Origin of the sequence: Microcoleus sp. K4-B3, from assembly GCF_036704615.1 — a bacterium.
GTDB lineage: Bacteria > Cyanobacteriota > Cyanobacteriia > Cyanobacteriales > Microcoleaceae > Microcoleus.
Genome location: NZ_JAUBSF010000019.1, coordinates 33,173 through 46,824 on the forward strand (window position 1 = coordinate 33,173; position 13,652 = coordinate 46,824).

A 13,652-nucleotide genomic window follows, 5' to 3' on the forward strand; every position below is an offset into this window, starting at 1 on the left:
GATCGGCTAAAATCCATGATAAATCTCGTTCTTAGCAAAGTCTCGATTTAAAAAAATAATGCAACAGCAGGCCCGCGATCCAAACCCATACAAAATCAGCCATTGCCAATTCTAAAATCTAAAATCTAAAATCTAAAATCTAAAATGGTATGACTTTCATCTCCCTTCAATATGCCCTGTTTCTGCTAGTTTTATTTGCGGCTTACTGGTTGGTTCCGGTACGGTGGGGGCGGCTGTTCATCATGCTGGCCGGTAGTCTGATTTTTTACGCTTCGCTGCAAATTTGGTATATTCCTCTGCTGTTAGTCGGCATTCTGTTTAATTACTGCTTGGCGATGGCGATTGGGGAACCTCTGGATTGGCGCATTGCTAATGAATCTTGGAACCGCCGCCGTTTGTTGCTGCTGTGGATAGGAATTTGCCTGAATGTTTTGCTGCTTCTGGGCTTTAAGTATGTGCCTTTTTTATTGAGTTCGATCGGCACTTTGTTAAATTGGCCTTTTGCTCTCGACGGTGCTGACTGGGTGAAAAGTCACGTCATCGCACCCCTGGGATTGAGTTTCTTTTGCTTTGAGTGCATTGCTTATTTGATTGACGTGTACCGAGGCGCACCTGCTGCTACTTCGCTGCTGCACTTTGCTGCTTACAAGTTGTTTTTTCCAAAACTGATTTCCGGTCCGATTACTCGGTATCACAACTTGATCTATCAACTGAAAACCCAGAAATTTCCGACGCCAGATCGCCTTTCTGAGGCACTTTGGACGATCGCCTTCGGTGCAGTAAAAAAAGGTCTTTTCGCAGATAACTTGGGAATTTATGTCGATTTAAGTTTTACCAATTTGCAGCGGGCGGGTAGCGAGGATTTGTGGCTGGCGATTTTTGCTTACGGGCTGCAACTTTATCTCGATTTTAGCGGCTATGTTGACATGGCGCGCGGTACAGCTTTGCTGCTGGGTTGGTATTTGCCACCCAATTTTGATTTCCCTTATTTTAGTGCCAGCATAGCCGATTTTTGGCGGCGCTGGCACATGACTTTAGGCGATTGGTTGCGCAATTATTTGTATTTTCCTTTGGGGGGTTCGCGAGTCGGTTTGTGGCGAACTTGTCTGAATTTGTCGATCGTCATGTTAATTGCGGGAATTTGGCACGGGGCGGCTTGGGGATTTATTGTGTGGGGAGGTTTGCACGGTTTGGCTTTGGCGGTTCACCGGCTGACTGATGTGGTGTTTAAGCGGTTGCGGATTGAGTTTTTGTGGGAAAATCCGATCGGGATTGCGATCGGTTGGCTGTTGACTCAGGCGATGGTTTTTGGTAGTTGGATATTTTTCCGCCTTCCGGATTTAAAGGATTCTGGATGGGCGATTTCGCATTTGTGGGGACACACTGCTGACGTGCAGTTTGCAGAGAAAGTTTATGTGGAAGCTTTGGGTTTGGAAAGAGTGCATTTAACTTGGATGTTGGCGGCTTTAGCTGCGGCAATGCTGGGGAATTATGCGTTGAGTCGGGGTTTGAAATTGGAGTTAAATTGGCCGATGAAATTGGTGTTAGTACCGCTTTGTTTGTATGCGGTTTGGGTGTTGGCTCCCGAAGGCGGTTTGCCTTATATTTATTTTGATTTTTAGGGTATTCTTTGATTTCCTACAATCATCAATCTTATACCAATTATTAAAAGTAGGGACACGGCATTGCCGTGTCCCTACAGATGCTAATTTTCAGAATTGGTATAAGAACACCAGTCGCTCCAGCTACCGACATAAAGTTTAGCATCGGGAATTTCGGCGATTTCTAAAGACAGTAAATTGACGCAAGCTGTCACCCCAGAACCGCAGTAAACAATAACTTCGTCCGCTTTTTCTACTTCCACCCACCGCTGTTTTTGTTCGGAGGTCGATCGCACTTTTCCAGTTTCATCCGTCACCCCTTGCCAAGGATAGTTAACCGCACCCGGAATGTGACCTGCAATTGGGTCGATCGGCTCCCGCAAACCTTCATATCTCTCGCTTTCTCGCGAATCAACCAAAACCTTTCCCGGCAAGTCTTTGCGCTCTTTCACGGCGTCAATATTTACCGCCAAATCCTGCTGCAATTGGGCAACAAAGTTACCCTCGCGGGGTTCTGGCAAAGTATTTGTTACCGGATATCCCGCCGCTTTCCAGGCGCTGAAACCGCCGTCTAACAAAGCGACTTTGCTGTGTCCCATATATCGCAGCAGCCACCACAAACGAGCCGCAAAAGCCAGCCGCGAATCGTCATAAGCGACGACTAAAGTTTCTGCTGAATTAATGCCGATCGCGCTCAATTTATCAGCTAATTCTTCAATATTTGGCAGCGGATGTCTGCCGCCGTGTTTGCCAACTGAACTCGCGAGGTCGCGGTTTAAATCTAAATAGAAAGCTCCGGGAATGTGACTTTCTTGATATTGTTTTTGTCCCAATTCAGGGTCGGCGAGGGCAAACCGACAGTCAATAATTACAACTTGCGGATTGTCGGTATTGGTGGCTAACCATTCAGGAGAAACGATTAAAGTGTTGTCAGTCATAGTTTTTCAAATCTCTGTTTTAACATCTATCGGGAAGGAGATTTTTTCTCTGGTTCTGCTTGGTCGGGAGGAGATTTCTTAGAAGTTGCTTTCTCCGAAGCTCTTTTTTCTGAATTGGATTTTTTAGGAGTTGCTTTATCCGAAGTTTCTTTTTGCGAATTGGATTTTTTAGGAGTTGCTTTATCCAAAGGTACTTTTTCGGCTGGTGTCGGAGTTGGAGTTGGCGGAGGGGGATTTACTGCTGCTTCTTGAGCGTAAAGCAGATATTTCTGATACTCGATCACTTTTGCTTGAGCTAGTTGATGGTTGGGGCTAGACACCGGTACTCTTCTCATTAATGAGACCGCTTCTTGCCAGCGATCGGTCACTGTCGTCCAATCTTCCTTGGTTTTTGCCGATCGCCCCAATTCTGCTGCTTTGAGTGCGCTGTTAACGGCTTCTCGAAAAGTATCTGGTGCAGTTGCTAAATCTGCTGTTTCATCGGGATTATTCCCCGCAGTTGCAGCAGGCTGGTTCAAAATCTTACCGACAAACGCCACCACGGCGATCGCCAACATACCCGTCACCAGCCCAACTACAATGAAAGTCGATCGCAGCCGGTTCTCAAATGCAGCAAGTTCCGGCTGTTTCTCCTCTTCAATATTACTCTCCATTTCTATGCGATCCTCTATATTAGCAACCCCAGTATTTGGCGCCGATTCTTCCCCAAAGCTGTGTCCTTCAAAGTTGCTGTTCTCCAAACTAAACTCTTGACTCCAAGCAGCAGCTATCTGACCTCTTTCTCGGCCCTCAACCTTCACTTTGCGAATCGAATCCGGCTGCAAATTCGTCAGCTCGGTGCGGACAAAATCAACTAACGTATCTTCTATCGGTACCTGCTCGGCCTCAAGAATTACATCCAAACAGTCGCCGTCGAGATTCGCGGAGGCTGTTATGCCTTCAGATTGCAACTGGCTGTTGAGCCAAGATGCGATCGCAGTGGCGAGATTTCCCTGCTTGGCAAGTTCCTGAAAATTAAGCTCTGTCATAGCTGGACACCTGATAGTGCAGAAGGTAGAAGGCAGAAGGAATGAAAAAGTCAGAAATAGTTTTTTTAAAGTTGAAAACACCCTAACTGAAATTCAACAAATAGTATAATGTATCGCGGCAAATCCAAGCCCAAAGATGGAAATTATCACTTTCGCTCCCCCTCCCATCCCTTGGGAAAAGACTTGCATTCCTTACTAGGAAACGAACTCAGGTTTCTAGTAAGCACTTCAGTCCTCCCGCCCGGCCGCCCAATACCGCTGCTTTAACCTGGTAATTGATACCGGCCGCGCAAGTCCAGATACCGCAACGGCGTTAAGCCGAACCGCAAGCATCGCCCCTCAAACCGACATCCGGCTAGAAAAAACCTCGATCGCCCGGATTCGAGATTTGAGATTAAAAAATTGTGCGATCGCAGTGCCCTCGACGGACAGCGAGTGATATCATCAGTTAGTCAATATTCAAGTTTTTATAGCAAAAAAGTCGATCGCACAATGGTAGCAATAGCAATTTTAGCTGCTGGACGCGGCACGCGCATGAAATCAGACTTGCCCAAAGTTCTACACGAATTGGGCGGTCGAACGCTAGTTGAGCGAGTCCTCCAAAGTTGTCAAGAAATTCAAATTTCCCGGCGAATTGTCATCGTCGGTTATCGAGGCGAACTCGTGAAAGAAGCTTTGATGGGTGGTAAAGAAATACCGGACAATCCTCAATCTCCTCCCCTAGAATTTGTCGAACAAACCGAACAATTGGGAACAGGTCACGCCATCCAACAATTGCTACCTCACTTAGAGGGCTTTAAAGGAGATTTGCTGGTCTTAAATGGGGATGTACCTTTGCTGAGGGCAGAAACTATCAAACAATTGATGGCAATTCACAAACAGCACCAAAACTCTGCTACTTTATTGACAGCTAATTTGCCGAATCCTCAAGGGTACGGGCGAGTATTTACCGACAATCAAAATTTAGTCCAGCAAATTGTCGAAGACCGCGACTGCACACAAGCTCAAAAGCAAAACCACCGAATTAATGCAGGTGTTTACTGCTTTCACTGGCCGGATCTAGAGAAAATTTTGCCAGAGTTGAAGGCAGACAATGACCAAAAAGAATATTACCTAACTGATACGGTAAATTTCCTCGCTCCGGTGATGGCGGTGGATGTCGAAGATTATCAAGAAATATTGGGAATTAACGATCGCAAACATTTAGCCACAGCTTGCGATATTTTGCAAACGCGGGTAAAGGACAAGTGGATGACGGCGGGAGTGACGCTGCTCGATCCCAACAGCATTACGATCGACGATACTGTAGAGTTGCAGCCGGATGTGGTAATTGAACCGCAAACTCACTTGCGGGGAAACACTTCCATCGCCTCTGGGAGTCGCATCGGCCCCGGCAGTTTGATCGAAAACAGTCAAATTGGGGAAAATGTGACTGTGCTTTATTCGGTGGTTTCTGACAGTATTGTGGCGAAAAATTCGCGAATTGGCCCTTACGCACACTTGCGGGGACACGCAGAAATTGGGGCCAACTGCCGCGTCGGCAATTTTGTAGAATTGAAAAATACTCAAATCGGCGATCGAAGTAATGTCGCTCACTTGTCTTATTTAGGCGACGCGACTTTGGGAGAAAAAGTCAACATCGGTGCTGGGACAATTACGGCAAATTACGATGGAAAAAACAAGCACAAAACTCAAATAGGCGATCGAACTAAAATCGGTTCTAACAGCGTGCTGGTTGCACCGATAACTTTGGGCGAAGATGTTACTGTAGCGGCGGGTTCTGTGGTGACGGAAGATGTGTCGAATGACTGTTTAGTAATTGCCCGTTCCCGGCAAGTTGTCAAACCAGGTTGGAAGTTAAAAGAACCTAAAAAGTGAACAATCGTTCACTTTTTTGATGATGAGTTTCCACCCGCATCGGGACTTGCGCAGTCGATACCAAAGAAACCGGGTTTTTATAACACGAGCGATGGCGCTATACCAAAGATTTTGGTAAAAAACCCGGTTTATGTGTAAGTCCGCAAGCTTGAGAAATCCGGTTTCTCGCCTTCGGCTATGTTTTGTTATTTTTGCTGGTGCAGATAGTTGTTAATCGCTTTAGCGATTTTTTCTTGCTCGTAGGGACTCATAGTGTGGGGCAGGGATATGCGCGCTCCTCCACAAACTAAAAGTCTGACTTCGTACCAAGTGTCATTATCCCGATCTTTTGTTCGATCGACTTCCACGCCATAAATCTCGCACAGAGAGTATTGAATTACTTTACGTGCCAACAAACCCCGCTGTTTAACAGTCAAGGTTTTAAAAGTTCCATCGAAACTGTAGGTTTCATTATTTCTCAAGACTATCGCTGCGAGTGCTGCCAGCAAAAATATGCCTCCTGTCCATCCCAACCAGCGCTCGTCTTGGCTTAAGCGCAGCAATGGATGCTTTGCATTTTTAACAAAAAAATTGATGTCAGAAGCAACAGCGTCTTGGTTCCCCCAGTTAGTGGAGTTAGCAGTGAAAGGAACATTGCCAACAGAGGTCAAAAGTACAACTCTGCTTTTATAGCCGCATCTTTGAACTTTAGCTCCCCGCAAAGAAGTAACCTGAATTTCTTTGATGTTCGACCCCAGTAAATTCGATCGCACAATCTGGCAATTTCCTTGTTTGGCCTGCAATCGCTGGCAGCTCAGGGTTGCTGCATGATAGTCAAAAGTCAGCGATATCAGTCCCAATGTCATTAATAAACAACTAGGGAGCCAAAAATCAAATATGCTTTGAGTCTGAATTCTTAATTCAGTTGCTGTTTGCTTAATTATTTTCATTTATCTCACCTTTTGATTCCAAAAATGATGCTACAGATCGACTTCCTGACCCCGAGCCGCCGAATTGTTAACTTATATATTATTTGAAGTCGTCCTTTGCCGTGACCCCTTTTATTTTGCTAATAGATTAGCACTAAAATATCTCGGGAACAACAAATGTCGCGAGTTTACTTGCGGCTGGGTTTGAGATAGCTTTCCGTGATTTAAAGTAGATGAATCTTAAAAAGTTATTAATTATGTTATTGCGAGTCAAACATTAGCTTTCGCGAGCCGAAGGAAAGTAATCGCAAAGGTGAAACCAGGTTTACATTCTGTTACATTGTAAAATTTATTTGTGCCTACCTAATTATCGTTAGTTATTGATTTGGGCGATTCCCTACGGGATAGCTACAGTTCACGGACTTGCACGGCAAATATATTGCTAAGCGTGCGACGATCGCGGGTAGAGATATAGCTGCGAATCAAGTCAGCCATTTTGTATTGTTCTGTTAGTGAATGGCTTCTTAAACATATGCGATCGCCCCCCAACATCCACAAATCAACATATTAGCTACGATTTCCCTCGCTATCTGCTATTTCGTCTAATTCTACCGCACGAATCTCGCGAGTTGAGCATTCGGTAACATCATTAAGCGACAAACCCCATCGTTTAATGGTCATTTTGCCACAAGTCTTATCAAAGAGGTACATTTGGTAGTGGTATTTCGTAAAGGATGGATAAAAGTCGAGGTTTTTAGGAAGCAGTAGCAGCAGCCCGTAACGATGCGTTGTGACGATCGATAAAATCCCCAATCCCACCAATGTAGCTTTCCCACGAGCGAAAAAATGACAATATTTTGCTCGCCAAGGGTGACACTCGTTGTCTCCACGTGTGTTGTTAAACCGTTCAATATAGCTGGTCTTTCCAGTCTCCTTGCCCACAGCTTTTCGGACGCTTGCTAGGTAAAGGAACTACATCGGGCGACCAGAAATCCGTGTCACAGACCGCCCATGGTCGCTCTACCGCAGACCAGGAATCCCAGAACGCTTTCGCCGAGTCCCCAGCGCGCTTCCCGATGTGGCAACCCACGATTTCGAGAGTTCGGAGATCGATCGCTAACCACACCCACTGTAGATTGCCTCGATCGTCCACAAACGACCATAATTCATCGATTTGTACCCTCAGTCGTTGTTGAGGTTTCGTCATCACTTTGACTTGCTGAAGGACAGGTCGCTCGAAAGCATTGACGTAGCGTTGCAACTAAGCTTGAGAAACTTGCATCAAACTGGCAATCGCAGCCCAGGGCCTCTTCTCCAACAACAAACGGTCAATCATGGCTTTGTTGTCATTTCAACTTCGGTTTCCATTGCGGATCTTCGACAAACTGACGACCACGTTCACGACATTTGTAATTGTGCTTGCCCCGTCGGGTTGTGCCGTTTTTCACAATCTCGTCTGACCCACAGTTGAAACATGACAAATAGGGTTTGATGATTTACTTACCGCCTTGTACCTTCACTGACGCTGATTTTTGTATATCCTTTACAAAATTTTACTACCCAGCGTAAGTGCAACCCAACTTACTTGAGCTGGATACATAGCGTCTATTTTTGGGATTGTTAGACGGCGATTAATTTATCCCAGAAACTTAAGAAGCGTGTCAGGCATATTTAGCCGAAAAATTAAATGCGATAGTTGAAAGATCGGACAGCAATCGCCACAAGATAAACTTTAAGCGATCGTGCCATTTAGTCTTATGATTCAAGAAAAGGTATACTAGGGGATCACTTACAAGACCCAAAAAGCAACTGGAATACAAGTTGTTTTCAGTCTCTGATACTGGAACTAGCAAAAGTATTTTTATGAAATCGCTAAATCAGCTCAATCGATTCAGTGTCCGTACCAAGCTCATCATCATGCTGCTGGTAGTCAGCCTTTGCTCGATGTTGGCAAGTACCTTTATTTGCTCCAGTGCTGGGCAAAAGCTCCTCGAACAGCGGGTATTTAACCAGTTAACGAGTCTCCGGGGTATCAGAGGTCAGGAAGTCGAGCGATATTTTAAATTTCTGGTTCAGCACACCCAGACGCTCAGTGATGATGATATGTTCATCAATGCCATGAAGGAGTACAAGCAGGCTTTTGATGAACTCGCTACGGTGAACGTACCCAAGGCGTATGATGACAAGATCGATCAGTTCTACCGCAATGAGTATGTTCCACGGCTCAAAAAGACGATGGAGGCTCCGCCGGTTCCCGAAACCTTCCTACCTAAAAGCCCTGCCGCCCGTTACCTCCAGTATCACTACCTTGCCAATAACCCCTATCCAATTGGTGAGAAGAGCAAGCTAGATGACCCAAAAGATGGCAGTAGCTACACCCGCGTTAACCTTCGCTACAACCCCAAGTTCGCCAACATCGCCGAACGCTTCGGTTACTACGATATGTACCTGCTTGATTTGAGTGGGAATGTCGTTTACCTGCTTTCTAACGAGGGTGACTTCGGCTCTAACCTGCTTAAAGGGCCGGTTGCTGATAGTAACTTTGTCCAGGCGTTTAAAGATTCTCGCAGCTCTAATAGCACGGCTTTCGTCAAAATCGTTGATTTCCAACCTTACATCTATTCTTACAATGTGCCATCGGCTTTTATCGCCTCCCCCATTTTTGATGGAGCCCAGATGATTGGCGTGTTGGCGTTCCAGCTTCCAGCAGATCGGCTCAGCGACGTGGTTAATGGCTACGGCAAATGGAAGGAGAATGGATTGGGCGACACCGGGGAAACTTATCTGGTGGGGCAAGATAAACTGATGCGATCGAAATCGCGATTCTTGATAGAAGATCGAGAGAAGTTTATAAAATCGCTCTCCGAGAGCGGGTTGCCTGAATCAAGCGTCAAAAAAATCCGCGACATTGACACGACGATTCTGTTTTTGCCTGCCAATGTTGAGGGTGTGAACCAGGCATTGTTTGGCAAATCCGTGCTGCTGCGCAACAAGGATTATCGGGGCAGCGACGTGCTGGGTGCCTATGCACCGGTAGAAGTCGATGGGTTGCGATGGGCGATCGCCGCAGAAATAGATATCAGTGAAGCCTTCGCTCCGATCGGCACATTTCAACGAGAGGTAATAGTTGCAGCCGCTGTGATCGTGGTTATTGTCACCCTAGTGGCGATGTGGTTGGCAAGGCTGTTTGTCTCGCCGATCGATCGCATGATCGCCAGCACGAAAAAGATCGAGGCTGGCGACGGAAATTCGATGGTGGAATCGGGAACGCGGGATGAATTTGGCGATTTGGAAAGGTCGTTCAACGAGAGGGTTTACGCGCTGCGAAGCCACATCCGACAGGTCGAACAGCAAAACGCTGAGAACCAAGGTCTGATTGACCTGCTGCTGCCTGCTAAGATTGCCAAGCGGATCAAACAGGGAGAGGGTGTCATCGCTGACCCCTTTTCCGGTGTCAGCATTTTGTTTACGGATCTGCACCGCTTTAGCAAGCTGTTTGAATCATTAAGTCCTGAACAGGTAGTTTTGCTGCTGGATGAGTTGGTCGATGCCTTCGATGACCTGGCAGACAAACACGGTCTAGAGAAAATTAAAACAATGGGCGATGGATACATGGCAGTCTGCGGACTATCTGTTTCTCGCCTCGATAGCGACAAGCGGGCGATCGATTGTGCCTTGGAAATGCTGGCCCACGTGCGTCGCTTCAACTACGAACGCGGCTTGAACTTGGATCTGCGAATTGGGATCAATATGGGGGATTTGATTTCAGGTATTGTGGGCAAGAGCCGTTACGTCTATGACGTTTGGGGCGAGACGGTCAACATTGCCCACCGGCTAAAGGCTGCTTGTCCGCCCGGAAGCATTTTGGTTTCCGAATATGTCCGCGAGCGCTTGTCTGACCTCTACGAGTTCGAGCAAGTTGAAATCGTCGCGGAAATAGACAAGCCACCGCTGATCGCTTGGGAACTGCGATACAACCGCCTAGCCACTGACGATCGCTCGGAACAATCAAATAATTCTTACGCGGCTCAAACTGCGACAACTGTTGGGGGCAACGGTGCTGTGTTGGCGAAATTGCCAGATCGATCGGGTGAGGGAGCGATCGCTACTTTGAACTCCTCTGACGATGAGGCAACAAAATTGCGAGATGAAGCCCTCGTCAAACCACAAAACGAGAGTGAAGGAATCGAGTAAACCGTGTGTACTTGGAGATGTTTTCAGATGGGTAACTTGAACTGGCAAGAACCTTGGTTGATCTGGGTAATCGTTTTAGGCATTGGGTTTCCACTGCTCGTGATTCTCTTTGGAGAGGTGATTCAGCGATTAAAACGGCAGAAAAATCCCCTGGCATCCACCCTGCGGACGGTGAAAAACCTCGTCTTGCCATCTTTTGCGTTAATGATTTTTGTTCGAGAAGTCTTCAGGTTAGATCCGCAAGCAACGCTGGTTAAAGTTATCCAAACGCTGTTTTGGATATGTGTGATCAACGCGGCTCTCTCTCTGATTAACGCATTGTTGTTCGAGCAGGCAGAAGCGGACACTTGGCGGGGACGGATGCCCAAACTACTGGTTGACCTTTGCCGGGTTGTGTCCATTCTGATCGGCGGGGCGATCGTCCTGTCACAAGTTTGGGGGGCTGACTTGGCAGGGCTTGCCACTGCATTGGGTGTTACTTCGATCGTTCTGGGTTTAGCACTGCAAGACCCGTTGGGCAGCATCTTGACGGGAATTATGCTGTTATTTGAGCGTCCGTTTAATATCGGGGATTGGCTCAAGGTGGGGGACGCTGAAGGTCAGGTGATTGACATGAACTGGCGGGCAGTTCGCTTGCTGACGGAGGATCGCCAAGTATTCATCGTTCCGCATCAGATATTGGGAAAGGAAGTGATTTGTAATTACACCGCACCCGATCGGATTTATGTTGGAAGCATTACAGTTGGCTTCTCCTACGACAATCCTCCCAATGTCGTGAGGCAAGTCCTTTTCAATACCGCCTTATCTGTTCCGGGAATCTTAGCAGAACCCGAGCCCGATGCTCAAACGATATCTTACGATGACTTTGTGATTACCTATAAAGTAGGATTCTTCGTCAAAGATTATCAACAGCTTGGGTCAGCGCAAAACGAATTTATGACACGCATTTGGTATGCAGCACGGCGCAACAATCTCACACTCCATCACTACCAATACGAACGTGCCGTGGAGTCTGCCGCTAGCAAGACAGAGAGTACCGCAAGCAAGTTGAGTCAAGGATTTTCCTCCATTCCTGCTTTGATCCCAATTACTAAGGAGCCAAGTAGTTTAGATGAACTGACGAAGGGAACAATAGTAGAGCATTTTGGCACAGGAGAAACCGCTATCCGGCAAGGCAACCGCGTTTTCTCTATGTACATCATTATTGCGGGGGAGGCGGTAATGACAGTCTTGAATGATGCAGGTGAAGAACTGGAGATTGTCAAGCTGTCGCGGGGCGAGTTCTTTGGAGTAATGGCGCTGTTCAGTCGGGAACCAAGCCCGGTATCGATTACGGCGGTGGAGGATATGGAGGTGATGGCGATCGACGCAGATGCAGTCAATTCCCTGATCGAACGACAACCTACCTTATCGCGTGAAATTGCTCAGGTAATAGAGATGCGAAGACACGCCATTAATGTAGCGCAACGGACTAATCGTCATGAGAAACGCTCTACTCAAAGTCAGCTAGAAGAAGAGTTGCGATCGCACTCAGATATAACACTTTCAAAAAACAACACTTAACCAAATCAACTGTCATTTTTTAGGGTCAATGTAAAGAGGACAGCGATCGCCTACGGACTTGATATGAATCTTCAAGCATTAATAAAAAAGCTGTACAAGACGCGCAACAATAATGTTTGTAGGATAGTGGCCCAACTTTAATTTCTGGGTAATGGTATTTCGTAAAGGATGAAGAAAAGTCGAGGTTTTTAGGCAGCAGCAGCAGCCCGTAACGATGCGTTGTGACGATCGATAAAATCCCCAATCCCACCAATGTGGTTTTCCAACGAGCGAGAAAATGACAATATTTTGCTCGCCAAGGGCGACACTCGTTGTCTCCACGTGTGTTGTTAAACCGTTCAATATAGCTGGTCTTTCCAGTCTCCTTGCCCACTGCTTTTCGGACGCTTGCTAGGTAAAGCAACTAGATCGGGCGACCAGAAATCCGTGTCACAGACCGCCCATTGTCGATATACCGCAGACATCGATTTGTACCCTCAGTCGTGGTTGAGGTTTCGTCACTTCGACTTGCTGAAGGACGGGTCGATCGAAAGCATTGACGTAGCGTTGCAACCAAGCTTCAGAAACTTGCATCAAACCGGCAATCCCAGCCAAAGGGTTCTTCTCCAACAACAAACGGTCAATCATGGCTTTGTTGTCACTTCGACTTCGGTTTTCATTGGTGATATTCGACAAACTGACGACCACGTTCACGACATTTGTAATTCTGCTTGCCCCATCGGGTTGTGCCGTTTTTCACAATCTCGTCTCACCCACAGGTGGGACACAACAAATAGGGTTTGATGATTTACTTACCGCCTTATACATTCACTGACGCGGATTTTTCTTTATCCTTTACAAAAGGTCACTATTAATTATTGCAGTATAATTGATTTAAAGTTTTTTAGAGGGGCCCAAACAATGAATGTTACCCTAACACCAGAACAGGAAAATTACGTGCTCTGGCAATTACAAGGTGGCAACTATGACAGCGTTCAGGAACTAATTAGCGAAGCATTGCAACTGCTAGAAGAAAGAAATCGTGCACTGAAACACCTGCGTCTGGCAGAACTCAGACAAAAAATTGCTAGCGGCACTGAGCAAATTGCTCAAGGAAAAGTGACTGATGGTGAAGTATTTTTTGCCAGATTGCAGGAAAAAATTCGCTCAATTTCTGAGTCTGGATTATGAGCAGCTATTCTTTCTCAGATGATGCAGTTCAAGATTTAGATGAGATTTGCGAGTATATTTCTGGCAATAATTACAGTGCTGCCAGTAAGCTTTTTGATAGGATGCGAGAACGATGTAAAGTCACGGCGGATTTTCCTAATATGGGTAAAATTATAGCCAGCTATCTCCCAGCTTGCGAGGATTTATTGTCGATGATTACATCGTTTGTAATTACCCAAGAGAAGAGGGAATTGATGTAGTTCGCCTAGTGAATGGATACCGCGACTTGGAATCTCTTTTTTCAGATTAGGATGAAGGATAGGACGATCGCATTTTCAGCACTGATTGCAGAAAATGTCGCCATATTGCTAGAAGTGAGAAAGGAATGAGTAA

14 protein-coding genes are annotated in these 13,652 nt (G+C 46.3%); 6 read left to right on the top strand and 8 right to left on the bottom strand.

Annotated elements, in window-relative coordinates; translation table 11 throughout:
• Positions 1–149: 149 nt before the first annotated feature.
• Positions 150–1,622, top strand: coding sequence for an MBOAT family protein (locus tag QUA78_RS11450; protein WP_333300648.1), 1,473 nt, complete (start codon positions 150–152; stop codon positions 1,620–1,622).
• Between the two features lie 83 nt (positions 1,623–1,705).
• On the opposite strand, the gene QUA78_RS11455 is transcribed toward QUA78_RS11450, so the two are convergent.
• Both QUA78_RS11455 and QUA78_RS11460 read right to left on the bottom strand, forming a co-directional pair.
• On the bottom strand, positions 1,706–2,539 hold the full coding sequence (locus QUA78_RS11455) for a sulfurtransferase (protein WP_333300650.1): 834 nt from the start codon (positions 2,537–2,539) through the stop codon (positions 1,706–1,708).
• Positions 2,540–2,565: 26 nt separating this feature from the next.
• A complete protein-coding gene (locus tag QUA78_RS11460; protein ID WP_333300652.1) occupies positions 2,566–3,567 on the bottom strand; it encodes a hypothetical protein in 1,002 nt (333 codons plus the stop codon).
• Positions 3,568–4,059: 492 nt separating this feature from the next.
• On the opposite strand from QUA78_RS11460, the gene glmU reads away from it, so the two are divergent.
• A complete protein-coding gene (gene glmU / locus QUA78_RS11465) occupies positions 4,060–5,445 on the top strand; it encodes a bifunctional UDP-N-acetylglucosamine diphosphorylase/glucosamine-1-phosphate N-acetyltransferase GlmU (RefSeq protein ID WP_333300715.1) in 1,386 nt (461 codons plus the stop codon).
• Positions 5,446–5,630: 185 nt separating this feature from the next.
• On the opposite strand, the gene QUA78_RS11470 is transcribed toward glmU, so the two are convergent.
• The 4 genes from QUA78_RS11470 to QUA78_RS32830 all read right to left on the bottom strand — a co-directional run bounded on the left by QUA78_RS11470 (position 5,631) and on the right by QUA78_RS32830 (position 7,801).
• Positions 5,631–6,374 carry a hypothetical protein gene (locus QUA78_RS11470; RefSeq protein ID WP_333300653.1) on the bottom strand — a complete coding sequence of 248 codons (744 nt, stop codon included), beginning with the start codon at positions 6,372–6,374 and terminating at the stop codon, positions 5,631–5,633.
• A 546-nt stretch (positions 6,375–6,920) separates the two neighbouring features.
• Positions 6,921–7,295 carry a hypothetical protein gene (locus QUA78_RS11475; RefSeq protein ID WP_333300655.1) on the bottom strand — a complete coding sequence of 125 codons (375 nt, stop codon included), beginning with the start codon at positions 7,293–7,295 and terminating at the stop codon, positions 6,921–6,923.
• Entirely contained in the window at positions 7,261–7,560 is a 300-nt protein-coding gene (locus QUA78_RS11480; protein WP_333300656.1) for a hypothetical protein, read from the bottom strand. The genes QUA78_RS11475 and QUA78_RS11480 overlap by 35 nt, the downstream gene beginning before the upstream one ends.
• A 139-nt stretch (positions 7,561–7,699) precedes the next feature.
• On the bottom strand, positions 7,700–7,801 hold the full coding sequence (locus QUA78_RS32830) for an IS1/IS1595 family N-terminal zinc-binding domain-containing protein (RefSeq protein ID WP_445302336.1): 102 nt from the start codon (positions 7,799–7,801) through the stop codon (positions 7,700–7,702).
• Between the two features lie 415 nt (positions 7,802–8,216).
• Here QUA78_RS32830 and QUA78_RS11485 point away from each other — a divergent pair, with 415 nt between their 5' ends.
• Both QUA78_RS11485 and QUA78_RS11490 read left to right on the top strand, forming a co-directional pair.
• Positions 8,217–10,547, top strand: a complete 2,331-nt coding sequence (locus QUA78_RS11485) for an adenylate/guanylate cyclase domain-containing protein (protein WP_333300658.1) — start codon at positions 8,217–8,219, stop codon at positions 10,545–10,547.
• A gap of 27 nt (positions 10,548–10,574) precedes the next feature.
• Positions 10,575–12,110: a mechanosensitive ion channel family protein gene (locus tag QUA78_RS11490; RefSeq protein ID WP_333300659.1), complete on the top strand. Its 1,536-nt coding sequence runs from the start codon at positions 10,575–10,577 to the stop codon at positions 12,108–12,110.
• A gap of 429 nt (positions 12,111–12,539) precedes the next feature.
• On the opposite strand, the gene QUA78_RS32835 is transcribed toward QUA78_RS11490, so the two are convergent.
• Positions 12,540–12,803 (bottom strand): hypothetical protein, encoded by a 264-nt coding sequence (locus QUA78_RS32835; protein WP_445302337.1) that lies wholly within the window; start codon positions 12,801–12,803, stop codon positions 12,540–12,542.
• Complete coding sequence (locus tag QUA78_RS32840; RefSeq protein WP_445302338.1) at positions 12,766–12,849, bottom strand: IS1/IS1595 family N-terminal zinc-binding domain-containing protein; 84 nt, start codon at positions 12,847–12,849, stop codon at positions 12,766–12,768. Before QUA78_RS32840 ends, QUA78_RS32835 begins: the two co-directional genes overlap by 38 nt.
• A gap of 161 nt (positions 12,850–13,010) precedes the next feature.
• Here QUA78_RS32840 and QUA78_RS11500 point away from each other — a divergent pair, with 161 nt between their 5' ends.
• Positions 13,011–13,280, top strand: a complete 270-nt coding sequence (locus QUA78_RS11500) for a type II toxin-antitoxin system ParD family antitoxin (RefSeq protein WP_333300661.1) — start codon at positions 13,011–13,013, stop codon at positions 13,278–13,280.
• Complete coding sequence (locus QUA78_RS11505) at positions 13,277–13,519, top strand: type II toxin-antitoxin system RelE/ParE family toxin (protein ID WP_333300663.1); 243 nt, start codon at positions 13,277–13,279, stop codon at positions 13,517–13,519. The genes QUA78_RS11500 and QUA78_RS11505 overlap by 4 nt, the downstream gene beginning before the upstream one ends.
• Positions 13,520–13,652: the final 133 nt, after the last annotated feature.